Here is a 16,206-nt window from a genome sequence, read left to right on the forward strand (position 1 = left end):
ACGCGCTCATGCCGGCGGGGAGCGGCCCGTGGCCGACGCCGCGCCGCCCGGCGCAGGCTGCCCCGCCTTGCCCGCGGGCGCCGGGAACAGCTTGCGGATGAGTGCCAGCTTGGGCGCGACCGAGGCGGCGCTGCCGGCGTCGAGCCGCTGGGCCTCGGCGTAGGCCCGGCTGGCCAACTGGGCGTAGATGTCGCCCAGGTTCTCCTGCGCTGCGGCGTAGCCCGGGTTGCTGCGCAGCGCCATCTCCAGCGCTGCGCGGGCCTCGTCGAGCTGGTTCCGGCTGGCGTACAGCACGGCCAGATTGTTGTAGGGCTCGGGCAGTTCGGGGTAATCCTGGGTGAGCTCGGTGAAGGTGGCGATGGCCTGCGCCGGCTTGCCGGACTCCATTTCGGCCACGCCGCGCAGAAAGCGCAGCTGCAGGTCGCGCGGCTGGGCGGCCAGGCGCTGCTCGGTTTCGGCCAGCGCCTGCTGCGCCTTGCCGGCCTGAAGCAACCGGGTGATGTCGGCATGGTCGTCGGCCTGGGCCGCGCCCGTACCCATACTCAGCAGGGCGCTCAGTGCCAGCGGATGCAGCAGACGTGAAAACAGGCGCAGGACTTGCTTCATGGAGGATATGCAAAAGGGGTGCCGAGCGGGGCTTATACTGCCACGGATTGTAGTCCGGGGTCCCCCGCTTGGCCGCCCGCTGCAGTTGGGCAAAGCCCTTCGGCGCCCCATTCCATTGCCCCCTGTTACCGTCAATCCCATGAGTCTGCGCATCTACAGCACGCTATCGCGTGCCTTGGAGGAGTTTTCCCCGCTCGAACCCGGTCATGTGCGCATGTACGTGTGCGGCATGACCGTGGACAACCTGTGCCACGTCGGCCACGCGCGCATGCTGATGGCCTTCGACGTGGTGCAGCGCTGGCTCCAGGCCAGCGGACTGCGCGTCACCTACGTGCGCAACATCACGGATATCGACGACAAGATCATCCGGCGTGCGCTCGAGCGCGGCATCACCATCGCCGCCCTGACCCAGGAAATGATTGCCGCCATGCACGCCGACATGGCGACCCTGGGCATCGATCCCCCCACGCAGGAGCCCCGCGCCACGCACTATGTGCCCCGGATGCTGGCGCTCATCGGCGCACTCGAGGCCAAGGGCCTGGCGTACCGCGCCAGCAATGGCGACGTGAACTACGCGGTGCGCAGGTTCCCGGGCTACGGCAAGCTCTCGGGCAAGTCGCTGGATGAACTGCGTGCCGGCGAGCGCGTGGCAGTGTCCGACGGCAAGCAGGACCCGCTGGACTTCGTGCTGTGGAAGTCCGCAAAACCGGAAGACCCCCCGCAGGCCCGGTGGGACAGCGCCTATGGCACGGGTCGCCCCGGCTGGCATATCGAGTGCTCGGCCATGAGCTGCGCCACCCTGGGCGAGAGCTTCGACATCCATGGCGGCGGTGCGGACCTGCAGTTTCCCCACCACGAGAACGAAATCGCCCAAAGCGAAGGGGCCACGGGCAAACCGCTCGCGCGCCTGTGGATGCACAACGGCTTTGTGCGCGTGGACGACGAGAAGATGAGCAAATCGCTGGGCAACTTCTTCACCATCCGCGACGTGCTCCAGCGCTACGGCGCCGAGACCGTGCGCTTCTTCATCGTGCGCACGCATTACCGCAGCGCGCTCAACTACAGCGACGCCCATCTGGACGACGCGCGCCAGGCCCTCAGGCGTCTGTACACGGCGCTGAGCCTGGTGCACCCGGCGGACGACGGGGCGGCCATCGACTGGGCCGCGCCCCATGCCGCGCGTTTCAAGGCGGCCATGGACGAGGACTTCGGCACGCCCGGGGCCGTGGCCGTGCTGTTTGAACTGGCGGGTGCGGTAAACAAGACCCGCGCGCCCGATTTGGCCGGGCAGCTCAAGGCGCTGGGCGGCATCCTGGGGCTGCTGCAGGGCGACCCCGAGGCCTTTCTGCAGGCCGGTGTGGAAGCGGTGGACACGGACGAGATCCAGGCCCGGATCGCGGCCCGCGCAGCGGCCAAGGCGGCGCGCAATTTTGCCGAGGCCGACCGCATCCGCGATGCGCTGCTGGCCCGGGGAATCGTGCTCAAGGACTCCGCGGCGGGAACCACCTGGGAAGCCGCGCCGTGATCCCCGTGCTGTTCATGCCGTGGATGGAAGGCCCTTGCGGGGCACAGGGAGCACGCAGTGGTGGCGGTTAAGAAACCCATGCCCTCCGACGCGCCGCACGCCGCGTCCGTGCACGCCACGCCCGGCTACTGGGCCGAGGCCTGCAAGCACCTGATGAAAAAGGACCGGGTGATGAAGCGCCTGATCTCCCAGTCCGGGGACGTGGCACTGCAAACGCGCGGCGACGCGTTCACCACCCTGGCGCGCAGCATCGTCGGGCAGCAGATTTCCGTGAAGGCGGCGCAGACCGTGTGGGAGCGCTTTGCCGCGCTGCTGCGCAGCATGCAGCCCGCGAGCGTGCTCGGGCTGCGCGCCGAGGACATGCGGGCCGCGGGCCTGTCGGCGCGCAAGGTCGATTACCTGCTGGCCCTGGCCCTGCATTTCGAGCAAGGCCGGGTGCACGTGCAGGACTGGGTGGCGATGGACGACGAGGCCATCATTGCGGAACTGGTGGCCATCCGCGGCATCGGCCGCTGGACGGCCGAGATGTTCCTCATCTTCCACCTGATGCGGCCGAATGTGCTGCCGCTGGACGACGTGGGGCTGCTCAACGGCATCAGCCGGAGTTACTTCTCGGGCGACCCCGTGAGCCGCAGCGACGCCCGCGAGGTGGCCGAAGCCTGGAGGCCGTGGTGCAGCGTTGCGACTTGGTATATTTGGCGCTCGCTGGACCCCCTGCCGGTTGCCTACTGATGTCCTCTCCCGCAACCAATATCGGCACATGAAGCTGCGCCGCCAGGGAGGCGGGCTGCGCGCTGGCGCTGGCCCGGGGCGCATGCGGGCAAGCCGGGGAGCGTGTGCTGTTCGATGCGGCCCTGCGGGGCGCGACCCAAGGAGAAAACGGTGGTGAAAAAAACCTTTCTGGATTTCGAACAGCCGATTGCCGAACTCGAATCCAAAATCGAAGAACTGCGCTACGTGCAGACCGAGAGCGCGGTGGACATCTCGGAAGAAATCGACCTGCTGAGCAAAAAAAGCCAGCAACTCACCAAGGACATCTACAGCGACTTGAGTCCCTGGAAGATCACCAAGATCGCGCGCCACCCCGAGCGCCCCTACACGCTCGACTACCTGCGCGACATCTTCACCGGCTTCGTCGAACTGCACGGCGACCGCCACTACGCGGACGACCTGTCCATCGTCGGCGGCCTGGCGCGTTTCAACGGCCATGCCTGCATGGTGCTCGGCCACCAGAAGGGCCGCGGCACGAAGGAGCGCGCGCTGCGCAACTTCGGCATGAGCAAGCCCGAGGGCTACCGCAAGGCCCTGCGCCTGATGCTGACGGCCGAGAAGTTCCATCTGCCCGTGTTCACCTTCGTCGACACGCCCGGCGCCTATCCCGGAATCGACGCCGAGGAGCGCGGCCAGTCCGAAGCCATAGGGCGCAACATCTTCGAGATGGCGCAGCTCGAGGTGCCCATCATCACCACCATCATTGGTGAAGGCGGATCGGGCGGCGCACTGGCCATCAGCGTGGCCGACCAAGTGGTGATGCTGCAATACGCCATCTACTCCGTCATCAGCCCCGAAGGCTGCGCCTCCATTCTCTGGAAAACCAGCGACAAGGCGCAGGAAGCGGCCGACGCGCTCGGCATCACGGCGCATCGCCTGAAGGCGCTGGGTCTGGTGGACAAGATCGTGAACGAACCGGTCGGCGGCGCGCACCGCGACCACAAACAGATGGCCGCGTTCCTCAAGCGCGCCCTGGGCGACGCGTTCCGCCAGGTCGCGGACCTCAAACCCCGGGACCTGCTCGAGCGCCGCTACCAGCGCCTGCAAGGCTACGGCCGGTTCAACGACACCAAGGCAGAAGCCCGGTAGCCTGCTGCTATAGAGGCCAGTTTCTTGAATGGTTCAAACCGGCATCTGCGCGCCCAACTCAAGCCTCCAACTTAGCGTCAGCCTGTTGCCACCTTAGTTTTCGCATACACCGTGCACAACCAACTGCATCTTCAAGCGCCACGCCCGCACGCTACAACCAATGTAATGCATCGCATTGATCTGTTTGGCGCTTCAGCTTTCGGGGTTGCGCCGCATGCCCTACGTCAGTTACTTGAGCGTCTTGCGTTCGTCGTTGCCGATTGCTGATGTGCTCCCGATGGAGTTTTCCGGGAGCAACTGAATAGAATTACACTTCATCTTCATTTGGGCCGTCTTGATGGCCTCCACTTCACCCTTTAAGGTGGCGATCTCACCTTCATGATCACCAGATAGCTTGCTGAACGGAACGCCAATCAAGAACACGCCCCATGCGTCCGCATGTACCTTGGCGTCTTGATTTCTCGAAGCAGTTTCCAGATTGGCACGCTTTTCAACCATTGTGGTTGATAGCCGTTCACATGAAAAGTCAGTGTATCGTTAATGGGAAATATAAAACGGTGTGATGGATTCTGGCCGATTGGCACAGCCAGCAATGAGTATCGCGCAAGACAGTACCGCAGTAGCAGCCAAGTTGAATTTCCAGATCATTTTTTAATCTTTTAGGTTAGTTAGTTTATTGTTACCATGCCGTGCGGTTGCTGCACACGGAATTTCTTTCAGGTATACCCATAGGGCATATTCTCCTGCCGTCGAGCATCAGCATGCGCAGAATTATCCGCGCCACATAGCCAGAGCAGGGCGGCGCGCCGCCCAATTTCCCGATCTCTCTTCGGGTTGCGCGCCGCCCAAGTCAGTCAGGGTCAGAACCAGAACGACTCCGCATCGGACGCCTGTCCGACGATGAGCAACTGCATGCCCGCCGCCGCGTCGCTGGCGTCGCCGTAGTCACAGTTGCCGTCCCAGTTGTAATCCCAGTTGTAGTCCCCGTTGCTGTAATCGTCGCCGTAACAGTTACCGTCCCTGTCGTCGACCTTGGCGTAGGCCTTGGCGCCGTTCCAGTTGTCGTCCTCGGCCACGCTGTTGTCGTCCCAGACCACGCTGTTGTCGTCCGTGTCCTGCGCCGCTTCGCTCTTCGATTCGGTGCTGCTCTGGTCGTCGGTCAGCGCCTGCGTCTTGGCCTCCTTGGCCTTGGCTGCAGGGTCAACGGGAGCGTCAGTAGCGTCGTCGAGCACCATGGAGTCACCCTGCTCCTTGTCCGCCTTGTATGCGGTGTCCGGGAGAGTCGCCTCGGCGTTGCCCGCGTCCGGGGTGTTGGCGACCAAGTTCAGCGTGCCGGTCCAGGTCCAGCCGCCGTCGGCGCTGCTCAGGTCGCTGAGCTCGCCGTTGGGACTGCTCAGGAGGTCCTTGGCAAAGCCTTTGACGCTTTCCACCGGTTCGTCGAAGGTGATGGTGACGGTGGCGGGGCCGCCGGCTGCGAGCTGGCTGTCGTCGATCGAGATGCTGGTCGGCGTGGGCGCCTTGGGGGCAGCGCTGTCGCTTGCGCCCGTCAGCGTGCCGGTCCAGGTCCGTCCGCCGTCGGCGCTGCTCAGGTCACTGAGCGTGCCGTCGGGACTGTTCAGGAGGCCCTCAGGAAAGCCTGCGACGTTTTTCACCGGTTCATCGAAGGTGATGGTGACGGTGGCGGGTTTGCCGGCTGCGAGCTTGCTGTCGTCGATCGTGATGCGGAACGGCATGGGTGGCATGGGGGCAGCGGTGTTGTTCGCGCCCGTCAGCGTGCCGGTCCAGGTCCGACCACCGTCGGCGCTGCTCAGCTCACTGAACGTGCCGTCGGGACCCCCGGCAAAGCCTTCGACGCTTTTCACCGGTTCATCGAAGGTGATGGTGACGGTAGCGGGTTCGCCGGCTGCGAGCTTGCTGTCGTCGATCGTGATGCGGGGCGGCGTGGGTACCTTGGGAGCCGCGCTGTCGTTCGCGCCCGTCAGGCCGCTGAAGTCCTTCCCGTAGACGGCGTTGTTGTGGAGCATGGCGGGCTTGCCGCCCTTGGGAGCGGGGTCGCCGACATCAATTTGCAGCATCTGGGATGTGCGGTCGAGTTTGGTTGACATGGTGTTTTTTCCTTCTGGATTGATATGGATTGATGGATTGGATGGATCCGCTTTGGCGCCGGCGCTTGGCCCTTGCTTTGCGGGTTGGTGCGCGGTGCTGCGCGGGGGGGACCCTGGCGGCATGGGGCGGGGGTTTGGCATGGGCTTGCCAGGTCGCGGACATCAAACCCCGGGACCTGCTCGAGCGTCGCTACCAGCGCCTGCAAGGCTACGGCCGGTTCAACGACACCAAGGCAGAAGCCCGGTAGCCTGCTGCCAAGGAATAAGTAGCCAGAGCAGGGCGGCGCGCCGCCCAGTTCCCCGATCTCTCTCCGGGTAGCGCGCCGCCCAAGTCAGTCTGGGTCAGAACCAGTACGAATCCGCATCGGACGGACGTCCGACGATGAGCAACGGCTGCACGTCCGCCGCGCCGCTGGCGTCGTCCCAGTTGTAATCCCAGTTGCTGTAATCGTCGCTGTAATAGTTACCGTCCCTGTCGTCGACATTGGCGTAGCCCTTGTCGCCGTTCCAGCTGTCGTCCCAGACCATGCTGTAGTCGTCCGTGTCCTGCTCCTCGGCCTTCGAGTCGGTGCTGCTCTGGTCGTCGGCCAGCACCTGCTCCTCGGCCTTGGCCGCAGGGGCAGCGGTGGCCTCCGTGCTGCTCTTGAGCACCATGGAGTCATCCTGCTCCTCGTCCGCCTTGTCGTCGTCCGTGTCCTGCGCCACTTTGCTCTCCGAGCCGGCGCTGCTCTGGTCGTCGGCCAGCGAAAGGTCGTGGTCTTCCTCGGTCTTCGAGTCGATGCTGCTCTGGTCGTCGGCCAGCACCTGCTCCTCGGCCTTGGCCGCAGGGGCAACGGTAGCGCCGGTCAGCATCAGCATGGACGCAGCGGTGTCGTTCGCGTCCGGCAGTATGCCGAGCCAGGTCCGGCCGCCGTCGGGGCTGTTCAGGTGACTGATCGTCGGGCCGCTGGCGGGACCGCCCAGGGTAAGGCCTTCGACGCTTGTCACCGGTTCATCGAAGGTGAAGCTGATGATGGCGGGTTCGTCGGCTGGCCTGCTGTTGTCGATCGTGATGCGGGGCGACCCGGGCAAATTGGATGTGAAGTCGATGGTTGAGGTTGACATGGTGTTTTTTCCTTCTGGATTGATATGAATTGATGGATTGATGGATCCGCTTTGGCGCCGGCGCTTGGCCCTTGCTTTGCGGGTTGGTGCGCGGCGTTGTGTGGGGGGTCCCTGGCGGCATGGGGCGGGGGTTTGGCATGGGCTTGGCTGACCGGTACCGGGCAAGCCACCCTGTGGACAGACGATTTCCTGTGGCATGGAGGCGCACCACAGTGGGACCTGCGTTCCGGGTCAGCCGGGTTGTTCGCCGATCGCGAGGGGATCTTCCGTTGCGCCAACATGGTCTCGAGCAATCTGATTGTTCACTGCAGTCCGAAATGTATGGCAGGATATTTTTCATTTGGTAACTTCTCATCACTTTCTGCATGACCGCGGTGTAAAGTTGCGTGAGCCATGGCGCCGTGCTGCTCAGGAGGACCGAGGGCGCAGGGGCGGCGAGCCAAAAATGCTGGTCGCTGGCTTGGCGCGGCGCTGCTCCTTGGACCCATCCCTTCGCCGTAGGTCATAATCCACAGCCTCATGCGCCGGCTCCCAAGCCTGAATTGAATGGGCGCAAAAATGTGAATCATCTCCATACTGCGGACAAAAACTGCTGGATTCCAGAATGGAACCATTCGACTCACTTGGCTTTCACTGGGACAGATCGGCTGTCCCAAGCATTATTCCAATGCACTCGGTTGACCGGGTGTGTTTCCGTTTCCACCGGATGCTTCCAGAGTTTGTTTGGGACGCCAGCGTCCTTGAGGGAAATCCATTCACATACCCGGAGGTGAAAACCCTGCTCGACGGGGTAACGATTGGTGGTCGAAGAATTACTGACCAAGAGCAAGTGCTCAATCTCGCTGAAAGCTCAAAGTATCTGCTCTCGATCGTGAAGCATGGAAAGTTCTCCCTGTCCAAACCACTGTTTGCAGAAATCAACGGGATCGTCGTCCGCAGGGAAGCCTTGGAGTGGGGCGTGTTCCGTGGTGAAGGCAGGGAGACGAACTACACCCCGGACGTTGGCCTTGGCGAGCAAGGGCGCCATACACCTTTGCCGACAGTACCGGGAGCACCGGAACTGAACCGGATTTTCCAGCAAGGTATCAACGCGTTGGAAGCCTGCCAAGCATTTGAAAAAGGAGCTGCTTTTTTTCTGTTCGGTGCATTGCAGCAATTTTTCTTCGATGGCAACAAGCGCTCTTCCCGCTTCATGATGAATGGCGTTTTGATGTCGCATGGCATCGACGCCATCAGCGTACCGGCCGCCAAAGCCCACGCGTTCAATGAAAAGATGGTGCGCTTCTATCTGGGCAAGGATGCAACGGAAATGATGCAGTTTTTGGTGGACTGCCACCCGGAAGCCGACCAAATTCACGCGGCCAATCCCGAGCCGTGCCGGGTGTCGCAAGCAGATAAACCGGGGTAGGTTCCTGCCGTCGCCCGTTGCAGCCCCAGGGGGCTGCCATGCTGCGGCGTGGTGGCCCATGGCGGGCGGGCCCTGATCCTCAGGCGGGGCAAGCAGCGGGGGATTGCTGATTTTCGGGCCGCACAAGGCGGGCCGCCGGTGTCGTTGCGGGAAGCCCGAACGCAGGCCGGCATGTCCCCCGAGCGACCATTCACAGGCGCCTGCCGTGCAAGGACCCGGTTTTTCGTTCCGGGGGCGCCCCGGTTCGGGGAATAATCGGGAGCCATGGCAACACCACAGTTCCCCTTCCCCTTTCTGCACAGCCTCATCGAACGTGTCGGGCGTGCGGCCGCCGGCGCGCAGGCGCCGCAGTGGCTGGTGCACGAGGCGCAGTTGCGCCTCGTGCTGCTCCTGAACCATGTGCTGATGCAGGAAGCCGAGGCCATGCACCGCCTGGTGCGGCAAAAGGGCCGCGTGGCGCACGTGCAGTGGCGCGCCTGGTCGCTGGCGCTGCGCGTCACACCGGCCGGGTTGTTCAACTTGGCCCCCGCTGGCGCGGTGCCGGATCTGCGGCTGGAACTGATCGAGAGCTCTGCGTTCGTGCTGGCCCGCGGGGCGCTGCGTGGCGCCAGGCCCGCGATCCGCATCGAGGGCGACGTGCAACTGGCTGCGGAAATCAACTGGCTGGTCGAGCATCTGCGCTGGGATCTGGAGGAGGACCTGGCGCGCGTGCTCGGCGACGCGCCGGCGCATGTGCTGGCGCGTTGCGCCCGCGCTGCGGCGCAGGCGCTGCGCCGCTTTGCCGGGGCGCAGGTGCCCGGGACGTTTTCCTCCAGCGTGACCATGCCCCCGGAACCGTCGGCCGGCGCTGCCGAGCGGACCGGCGCATGAAGCAGTTTCTGCGCGGGGCGACCATCCTGTGGGTGGTTTTGCGTTTTGGTCTGGACAGCTTGGTGCTCGACAGCCTGCCGCACAGGCTCTGGCTGCGGCAGCTTGCGCGCCCCCTGTCCCTGGGGCGCAGGTTCGACGCGCCGCGCGGCCAGCGCCTGCGCCAGGCGCTGGAGTGCCTGGGGCCGATCTTCGTCAAGTTTGGTCAGGTGCTTTCCACGCGGCGTGACCTGCTGCCCGCGGACATCGCCGACGAGCTGGCGCGCCTGCAGGACCGCGTCCCGCCCTTCGATCCGGAGATTGCCGTGGCCACCATCGAGCGCGCGTTTCGCCGCCCGCTGGAGCAGGTCTTCACCCGGTTCGAGCGCACGCCGGTGGCCAGCGCCTCGATTGCGCAGGTGCATTTCGCCACGCTGCGCGACCGCCAGGGCGTGGAGCGCGAGGTGGCCGTGAAGGTGCTGCGCCCGGGCATGCTGCCGGTGATAGAGAAGGACCTGAGTCTGCTGCGCCTGATGGCCGGCTGGGTGGAGAGCCTGTCTGCCGACGGCCGGCGCCTGAAGCCGCGCGAGGTGGTCGCCGAGTTCGACAACTACCTGCACGACGAGCTCGACCTGGTGCGCGAAGCCGCCAACGCCGCGCAGCTGCGGCGCAACATGCAGGGCCTGGATCTGGTGCTGGTTCCCGAGATTTTCTGGGACTTCTGCCGCCCCGAGGTCATGGTCATGCAGCGCATGAACGGTGTGCCGATCAGTCAGGTCGAGCGCCTGCGCGAGGCGCGGGTGGACATCCCGAAGCTCGCGCGCGACGGCGTCACGATCTTTTTCACCCAGGTGTTTCGCGACGGCTTCTTTCACGCCGACATGCACCCGGGCAATATCCAGGTCAGCCTCGAGCCGGAGACCTTCGGGCGCTATATCTCGCTCGATTTCGGCATCGTGGGCACGCTCACCGAGTCGGACAAGGAATACCTTGCGCAGAATTTCGTGGCCTTTTTCCGCCGCGACTACAAGCGCGTCGCCGAACTGCACATCGAAAGCGGCTGGGTGCCGCCCGAGACCCGCGCGAACGACCTCGAGTCGGCGATCCGTGCCGTGTGCGAGCCGTACTTCGATCGGCCGCTCAAGGAAATCTCGCTGGGGCTGGTGCTCATGCGCCTGTTCCAGACCTCGCGCCGCTTCCATGTCGAAATCCAGCCCCAGTTGGTGCTGCTGCAAAAAACCCTGTTGAACATCGAGGGCCTGGGCCGGGAGCTGGATCCGGAACTGGACCTGTGGAACAGCGCCAAGCCCTTCCTCGAAAAATGGATGCGCGAGCAGATGGGGCCGCAGCGCCTGTGGCGCGAGTTGCGCGCCGAGGCGCCGCGCTACGCCAAGCTGCTGCCCGAGTTGCCGCGCCTGGTCCATGGCGTGCTGCGCCAGCGCCCGCCGGAGCAACTGGTGTTGCGCGAACTGCTCGACGCGCAAAAGCGCACCAACCGCCTGCTGCAAAGCATCATCTATGGCGGCCTGGGTTTCGTGCTCGGCCTGCTGTGCATGCAGTTCTTCATGCGGGTGCGCGTTTTCTGAAGGCACGCAAGTTGCTCGCATGATGGGCTGTGATTTTTGTTCCGGGTTTCGTCGTCGGGGCTGCTGCCCCATGGTCCGCAGGCGCCGCGGCAGGGACGGGAGAAACGTCCGCCGCGCGTCCTGTTTTTCTTGCAACCACCCTTGGAGTTTCGGAGCACGGCCATGTTGCTGTCTTTCATCGTTCTATATCTGCTGGCCTCGATGGCCGTGGGCCTGTACGCCGCCCGGCGCGTGCACAACACGGCCGACTACGCGGTAGCCGGGCGGCACCTGCCGCTGGCCATGGTGATCGCCACTACCTTCGCCACCTGGTTTGGCTCGGAGACCGTGCTCGGCGTCTCGGCCCGCTTCGTCGACGGCGGCCTGGGCTCGGTGGTCGAAGACCCGTTTGGCGCCTCCATGTGTCTGGTGCTGGTGGGGCTCTTTTTTGCCAGCAAGCTCTACCAGAAGAACCTGATCACGCTCGGGGACTACTACCGCCAGCGCTACGGGCGGGTGATCGAGGTCTCCTGTTCGGCGATCATCATCTTCAGCTACCTGGGCTGGGTCGCGGCGCAGATCACCGCACTCGGCCTGGTTTTCAACCTGCTCACGCAGGGCGCCGTGTCCGTGCAACTGGGCATGGTCATCGGGATACTGGTGGTTCTGATCTACACCCTGTACGGCGGCATGTGGTCCGTGGCCATGACCGATTTCGTGCAGATGATCGTCATCGGCGTGGGCCTGTTGCTCATTGCCTGGTGCGCGGCCGACCTGGCGGGCGGCGCGCGCAAGGTGGTGGAATTTGCTGCGCGCGAGGGCAAGTTCCGCTTTTTCCCGGAGGGCGGGGTCAGGGAATGGACCTTCTTTTTCGCCGCCGGAATCACCATGATGCTTGGCTCCATCCCGCAGCAGGACGTGTTCCAGCGCGTGATGTCCTCGAACAGCGCGGCCACGGCGCGCAAGGGCCCGGTCATCGGCGGCCTGCTGTACCTGCTGTTCGCGTTCATTCCCATGTTCGTGGTCACGGCGGCCGTGCTGGTCATGCCCGAAACCGTGCAGGAACTGCTCAAGGAAGACCCGCAGAAGGTGCTGCCCATGCTGGTCATGGAGCGCATGCCGCTGCTGCTGCAGGTGGCGTTTTTCGGCGCCCTGCTCTCGGCCATCATGTCCACGGCCTCGGCCACGCTGCTCGCGCCTTCGACGACCTTCGTGGAAAACATCCTGCACAACCTGCGCCCCGGAATGAACGACCAGGAGACGCTCAAGGCGATGCGCATCGCGGTGCTGGTCTTTACCGGCTGCGTGCTGAGCTACGCCATCACCATGCAGGGCACGTCGATCTATGAACTGGTGTCCGGCGCCTACCAGGTGCCGCTCGTGGGGGCTTTCGTGCCGCTGGTCTTTGGCCTGTACTGGAAGCGCGCAACGACCCAGGGCGCGCTGCTGGCGGTGGCCATGGGGCTGGGTGTGTGGCTGCTGTTCGTCGCCAGCCCGATGCTGTCCGAGGCCTTTCCGCAGCAACTCGCCGGCGTGCTCGCCGCGCTCGCGGGAATGCTCGGGGGCTCGCTCGCGCCGCAATGGATAGACGACCACAAGGGCCAGGTCACCCACTACGAGGGCAGCACGGCCTGAGTGCCGGCTGGTGCGGTCGGGCAGGCGGGAATCCGGGAACAGGCCGGCCCGCCTATAATCGCGGGCTTTGCATCACCCATCCGATCGAATCCCTCGACGACGCCGACATGCCTATCTACGCCTACAAATGCGGCTCCTGCGGCCATGCCAAGGAGGTGCTGCAAAAAATCTCCGATGCACCATTGACTGACTGCCCGGCCTGCGGCGCGCCAGCCTTTGCCAAGCAGGTCACTGCGGCAGGCTTTCAGCTCAAGGGCTCTGGCTGGTACGTGACCGATTTCCGCGGTGGCGGCACGGCGCAGGCCAAGACGGACGGGAAATCGGACGAGAAGACGGATACGAAGTCGGGCGCGAAGTCCGACGCGGCAGCGCCCGCGAGCCCGGACGCTGCGCCCAAAGCGGCCACGAGCGCTGGCGCGGCCGGCGGCACCGGCAGCAGTGCACCCCCGGCAACGTCGGCCTGACTTGGGTGTCCGCGCATGGCCTCCCTGCGCAAATGGCTGCTGACCGGCCTGCTGGTGATCGTGCCGGGCGTCATCACGGCCGGGGTGCTCAACTGGATCGTCGGCACGCTGGACCAGACCCTGCTGATCCTGCCCGACGCCTGGCAGCCGGACAAGTTGCTGGGCTTTCACATCCCGGGCTTCGGGGTGGTGCTCACGCTGCTCATCCTGCTCATCGTGGGCGCCGTCGCGAGCAACTTTGCAGGCCGCAAATTGGTGCAATGGGGCGACGCGCTGGTGCACCGCATTCCGGTGGTGCGCTCCATCTACTCCAGCGTCAAGCAGGTCTCGGACACGCTGTTTGCCGAAAGCGGGAATGCGTTTCGCAAGGCCGTTCTCGTGCAGTGGCCGCGCGAGGGCGTCTGGACCCTGGCCTTCGTCACGGGTGCGCCCAGCGGCGAGGTGGCGGCGTATCTGTACGACGGCTTCGTCAGCGTCTACGTTCCGACCACGCCGAACCCCACCGGGGGTTACTTCGTGATGCTGCGCAGGAGCGATTGCGTCGAGCTCGACATGAGCGTGGACACCGCCCTGAAGTACATCGTTTCCATGGGCGTGGTCGCTCCGGCGGACCACGTGCCAGCGTCTTTCAGGACGCAGTGAACCCCTCTTTTGTGAAACCCTTTTGACGCGCCCCCGCGGCGCCGGAAGTTTTTGCCATGGCCATGCGTTCCCACTATTGCGGTCTCGTGACCGAGGCCCTGCTGGGCCAGACCGTTACCCTGGCGGGCTGGGTGAACCGCCGCCGCGACCACGGCGGCGTGATCTTCATCGACCTGCGCGACCGCGAAGGCCCGGTGCAGGTCGTCTGCGACCCCGACCGGGCGCAGATGTTCAGGACCGCCGAGGGCGTGCGCAACGAATTCTGCGTGCAGGTCCGGGGCCAGGTGCGCATGCGCCCCGACGGCACCACGAACGACCGGCTCAAGAGCGGCCAGATCGAGGTGCTGTGCCATGAGCTGAACGTGCTCAACCCCTCGGTCACGCCGCCGTTCCAGATCGACGAAGAAAATCTCTCGGAGACCACGCGCCTCACGCACCGCGTGCTGGATCTGCGTCGCCCCTGCATGCAAAGCAACCTGATGCTGCGCTACCGGGTGGCGATGGAGGTGCGCCGCTTCCTCGACGCCCATGGCTTCATCGACATCGAAACCCCCATGCTCACCAAGAGCACGCCCGAGGGCGCGCGCGACTACCTGGTTCCGAGCCGCGTGCACGCGGGCCAGTTCTTTGCGCTGCCCCAGTCGCCCCAGCTGTTCAAGCAACTGCTGATGGTCGCCGGGTTCGACCGCTACTACCAGATCACCAAGTGCTTTCGCGACGAGGACCTGCGCGCCGATCGCCAGCCCGAGTTCACGCAGATCGACATCGAAACCTCGTTCCTGGACGAACAGGACATCCGCGACCTGTTCCAGGGAATGATCAAGACGGTGTTCCAGAACACGCTGAGCGTGGACCTGGGCGAGTTCCCGGTCATGAGCTACCAGGACGCCATGCACCACTATGGATCGGACAAGCCGGACCTGCGCGTGAAGCTCGCATTCACCGAGCTCACCGACGTGATGCGGGACGTTGACTTCAAGGTGTTCGCGGGCGCCGCGAGCATGCCCGGTGGTCGCGTCGCGGGCTTGCTCGTGCCGGGCGGTGCGCGCGAGTCCGGCGGCCTCTCGCGCGGCGAGATCGACGCCTACACCGAGTTCGTCAAGATCTACGGTGCCAAGGGCCTGGCCTACATCAAGGTCAACGAACGGGCCCGGGGGCGTGACGGCCTGCAGTCGCCGATCGTCAAAAACCTGCACGACGCCGCGCTCGCCGCGCTCCTGGAGCGCAGCGGCGCCCGGGACGGCGACCTGATCTTCTTCGGCGCGGACCGGGAAAAGGTCGTCAACGACGCCCTGGGCGCGCTGCGCAACAAGATCGGCCACAGCGCATTCGGCAAGGGCAATGGCCTGTTTGAAGACCGCTGGGCGCCGCTGTGGGTGGTGGACTTTCCGATGTTCGAGTTCGACGAGGAGACCCGGCGCTACACCGCGGTGCACCACCCCTTCACGGCGCCCAAGGACGGCCACGAGGACTGGATGGCCACGGCCCCCGAGAAATGCATCTCCAAGGCCTACGACATGGTGCTCAACGGCTGGGAAATGGGCGGCGGATCGGTGCGCATCCACCGCGCCGACGTGCAGCAGAAGGTATTTGACGCGCTGCGGATCACGCCCGAGGAGGCCCGCTCCAAGTTCGGCTTTCTGCTCGACGCCCTGCAGTACGGCGCGCCGCCGCATGGCGGCCTGGCCTTTGGTCTGGACCGCATCGTGAGCCTGATGACCGGCGCCGAGTCGATCCGCGACGTGATCGCCTTTCCCAAGACCCAGCGCGCGCAATGCCTGCTGACCCAGGCGCCCGGCCCGGTCGATGAAAAGCAGCTGCGCGAGCTGCATATCCGCCTGCGCAACCCCGACGCGGCCAAAGCCTGACCGGGGCAGGCCGTGCAGCGGCCCTGGAAAATCCCGGAATCGGTGCTGGTACTCGTCCACACCCCGGCGCTCGATGTCCTGCTGATCCGCCGCACGGGGGGTGGCCGGGAGCATTGGCAGTCGGTCACCGGAAGCCGGGAGCACAGAGGCGAGCCCTTGGCACGCACGGCCCGGCGCGAAGTGGCCGAGGAAACCGGAATCGACACGCGCGCGCCCGGCTGCGTGCTGAGCGACTGGGCTTTGGAAAACGTCTACGCCATCTGGCCCGAGTGGTTGCACCGCTACGCGCCCGGCGTGTGGTGCAACCGCGAACGTGTCTTCGGTCTGTGCGTGCCCGCGGGAACGCCCGTGCAACTCAGCCCGCGCGAGCACGACGCCTTCGAGTGGCTGCCCTGGCAGCGTGCGGCGGCGCGCTGCTTTTCGGCGTCGAACGCCGAGGCCTGCCTGCTCCTGCCCCGGTTCACGGCGCGGGCCTGAGCGCCGCGCCTGCCGATGCCCCACCAGCGCACGCGATGGGGGCGGACTGATCGCCATCGCGCTGTGGCTGGTGCTGCGGCCCGGTCAACGCCCGTCCGGGC

General features: G+C 65.1%; 15 protein-coding genes. 11 read left to right on the forward strand and 4 right to left on the reverse strand.

All coding sequences use genetic code 11. From position 1 onward, the window contains the following. Positions 1–6: 6 nt before the first annotated feature. On the reverse strand, positions 7–606 hold the full coding sequence (locus D5041_RS12640) for a tetratricopeptide repeat protein (protein ID WP_321162173.1): 600 nt from the start codon (positions 604–606) through the stop codon (positions 7–9). Between the two features lie 139 nt (positions 607–745). Here D5041_RS12640 and cysS point away from each other — a divergent pair, with 139 nt between their 5' ends. The 3 genes from cysS to D5041_RS12655 all read left to right on the forward strand — a co-directional run bounded on the left by cysS (position 746) and on the right by D5041_RS12655 (position 3,991). Then, positions 746–2,131 carry a cysteine--tRNA ligase gene (gene cysS / locus D5041_RS12645; RefSeq protein ID WP_265257155.1) on the forward strand — a complete coding sequence of 462 codons (1,386 nt, stop codon included), beginning with the start codon at positions 746–748 and terminating at the stop codon, positions 2,129–2,131. A 78-nt stretch (positions 2,132–2,209) separates the two neighbouring features. Continuing rightward, a complete protein-coding gene (locus D5041_RS12650) occupies positions 2,210–2,863 on the forward strand; it encodes a DNA-3-methyladenine glycosylase family protein (protein ID WP_010101518.1) in 654 nt (217 codons plus the stop codon). A gap of 150 nt (positions 2,864–3,013) precedes the next feature. Beyond that, positions 3,014–3,991 (forward strand): acetyl-CoA carboxylase carboxyltransferase subunit alpha, encoded by a 978-nt coding sequence (locus D5041_RS12655; RefSeq protein WP_265257154.1) that lies wholly within the window; start codon positions 3,014–3,016, stop codon positions 3,989–3,991. A gap of 228 nt (positions 3,992–4,219) precedes the next feature. Here D5041_RS12655 and D5041_RS12660 read toward each other — a convergent pair whose 3' ends face one another. The 3 genes from D5041_RS12660 to D5041_RS12670 form a co-directional block, all read right to left on the reverse strand. Next, positions 4,220–4,489 carry a hypothetical protein gene (locus D5041_RS12660; protein WP_265284871.1) on the reverse strand — a complete coding sequence of 90 codons (270 nt, stop codon included), beginning with the start codon at positions 4,487–4,489 and terminating at the stop codon, positions 4,220–4,222. A 362-nt stretch (positions 4,490–4,851) separates the two neighbouring features. Continuing rightward, positions 4,852–6,096, reverse strand: a complete 1,245-nt coding sequence (locus D5041_RS12665; RefSeq protein WP_265284872.1) for an Ig-like domain-containing protein — start codon at positions 6,094–6,096, stop codon at positions 4,852–4,854. Positions 6,097–6,438: 342 nt separating this feature from the next. Next, the gene (locus D5041_RS12670) at positions 6,439–7,200 is read right to left on the reverse strand and encodes a hypothetical protein (protein ID WP_265284873.1); all 762 of its coding nucleotides are present in this window, start codon (positions 7,198–7,200) and stop codon (positions 6,439–6,441) included. A 604-nt stretch (positions 7,201–7,804) separates the two neighbouring features. Here D5041_RS12670 and D5041_RS12675 point away from each other — a divergent pair. From D5041_RS12675 to nudB, 8 genes are all read left to right on the forward strand, one after another. Next, a complete protein-coding gene (locus tag D5041_RS12675; protein ID WP_050809571.1) occupies positions 7,805–8,608 on the forward strand; it encodes a Fic family protein in 804 nt (267 codons plus the stop codon). Positions 8,609–8,872: 264 nt separating this feature from the next. Next, positions 8,873–9,478 carry a hypothetical protein gene (locus D5041_RS12680; RefSeq protein WP_265257150.1) on the forward strand — a complete coding sequence of 202 codons (606 nt, stop codon included), beginning with the start codon at positions 8,873–8,875 and terminating at the stop codon, positions 9,476–9,478. Next, on the forward strand, positions 9,475–11,040 hold the full coding sequence (gene ubiB, locus D5041_RS12685) for a ubiquinone biosynthesis regulatory protein kinase UbiB (RefSeq protein WP_265284874.1): 1,566 nt from the start codon (positions 9,475–9,477) through the stop codon (positions 11,038–11,040). The genes D5041_RS12680 and ubiB overlap by 4 nt, the downstream gene beginning before the upstream one ends. Before the next feature lie 162 nt (positions 11,041–11,202). Beyond that, on the forward strand, positions 11,203–12,654 hold the full coding sequence (locus D5041_RS12690; protein ID WP_010108031.1) for a high affinity choline transporter 1: 1,452 nt from the start codon (positions 11,203–11,205) through the stop codon (positions 12,652–12,654). A gap of 107 nt (positions 12,655–12,761) precedes the next feature. Continuing rightward, a complete protein-coding gene (locus D5041_RS12695) occupies positions 12,762–13,118 on the forward strand; it encodes an FmdB family zinc ribbon protein (protein ID WP_265257147.1) in 357 nt (118 codons plus the stop codon). Between the two features lie 15 nt (positions 13,119–13,133). After that, positions 13,134–13,760, forward strand: coding sequence for a DUF502 domain-containing protein (locus D5041_RS12700; protein WP_010108036.1), 627 nt, complete (start codon positions 13,134–13,136; stop codon positions 13,758–13,760). 56 nt (positions 13,761–13,816) lie between these two features. After that, on the forward strand, positions 13,817–15,628 hold the full coding sequence (aspS, locus tag D5041_RS12705) for an aspartate--tRNA ligase (RefSeq protein ID WP_010108037.1): 1,812 nt from the start codon (positions 13,817–13,819) through the stop codon (positions 15,626–15,628). 12 nt (positions 15,629–15,640) lie between these two features. Beyond that, positions 15,641–16,105 (forward strand): dihydroneopterin triphosphate diphosphatase, encoded by a 465-nt coding sequence (gene nudB / locus D5041_RS12710; protein WP_010108039.1) that lies wholly within the window; start codon positions 15,641–15,643, stop codon positions 16,103–16,105. The last annotated feature ends 101 nt before the right edge of the window (positions 16,106–16,206 follow it).

This window comes from Verminephrobacter aporrectodeae subsp. tuberculatae (assembly GCF_026127385.1).
GTDB classification, from domain to species: domain Bacteria; phylum Pseudomonadota; class Gammaproteobacteria; order Burkholderiales; family Burkholderiaceae_C; genus Acidovorax; species Acidovorax aporrectodeae.

Coding starts and splice junctions, on each gene's coding strand:
- D5041_RS12650 (WP_010101518.1), top strand. CDS start 2,210: ATGCCCTCCGACGCGCCGCACGCCGCGTCCGTGCACGCCACGCCCGGC.
- ubiB (WP_265284874.1), top strand. CDS start 9,475: ATGAAGCAGTTTCTGCGCGGGGCGACCATCCTGTGGGTGGTTTTGCGT.
- cysS (WP_265257155.1), top strand. CDS start 746: ATGAGTCTGCGCATCTACAGCACGCTATCGCGTGCCTTGGAGGAGTTT.
- D5041_RS12680 (WP_265257150.1), top strand. CDS start 8,873: ATGGCAACACCACAGTTCCCCTTCCCCTTTCTGCACAGCCTCATCGAA.
- D5041_RS12660 (WP_265284871.1), bottom strand. CDS start 4,489: ATGGTTGAAAAGCGTGCCAATCTGGAAACTGCTTCGAGAAATCAAGAC.
- D5041_RS12640 (WP_321162173.1), bottom strand. CDS start 606: ATGAAGCAAGTCCTGCGCCTGTTTTCACGTCTGCTGCATCCGCTGGCA.
- D5041_RS12670 (WP_265284873.1), bottom strand. CDS start 7,200: ATGTCAACCTCAACCATCGACTTCACATCCAATTTGCCCGGGTCGCCC.
- D5041_RS12690 (WP_010108031.1), top strand. CDS start 11,203: ATGTTGCTGTCTTTCATCGTTCTATATCTGCTGGCCTCGATGGCCGTG.
- D5041_RS12695 (WP_265257147.1), top strand. CDS start 12,762: ATGCCTATCTACGCCTACAAATGCGGCTCCTGCGGCCATGCCAAGGAG.
- D5041_RS12665 (WP_265284872.1), bottom strand. CDS start 6,096: ATGTCAACCAAACTCGACCGCACATCCCAGATGCTGCAAATTGATGTC.
- aspS (WP_010108037.1), top strand. CDS start 13,817: ATGGCCATGCGTTCCCACTATTGCGGTCTCGTGACCGAGGCCCTGCTG.
- D5041_RS12675 (WP_050809571.1), top strand. CDS start 7,805: ATGGAACCATTCGACTCACTTGGCTTTCACTGGGACAGATCGGCTGTC.
- D5041_RS12700 (WP_010108036.1), top strand. CDS start 13,134: ATGGCCTCCCTGCGCAAATGGCTGCTGACCGGCCTGCTGGTGATCGTG.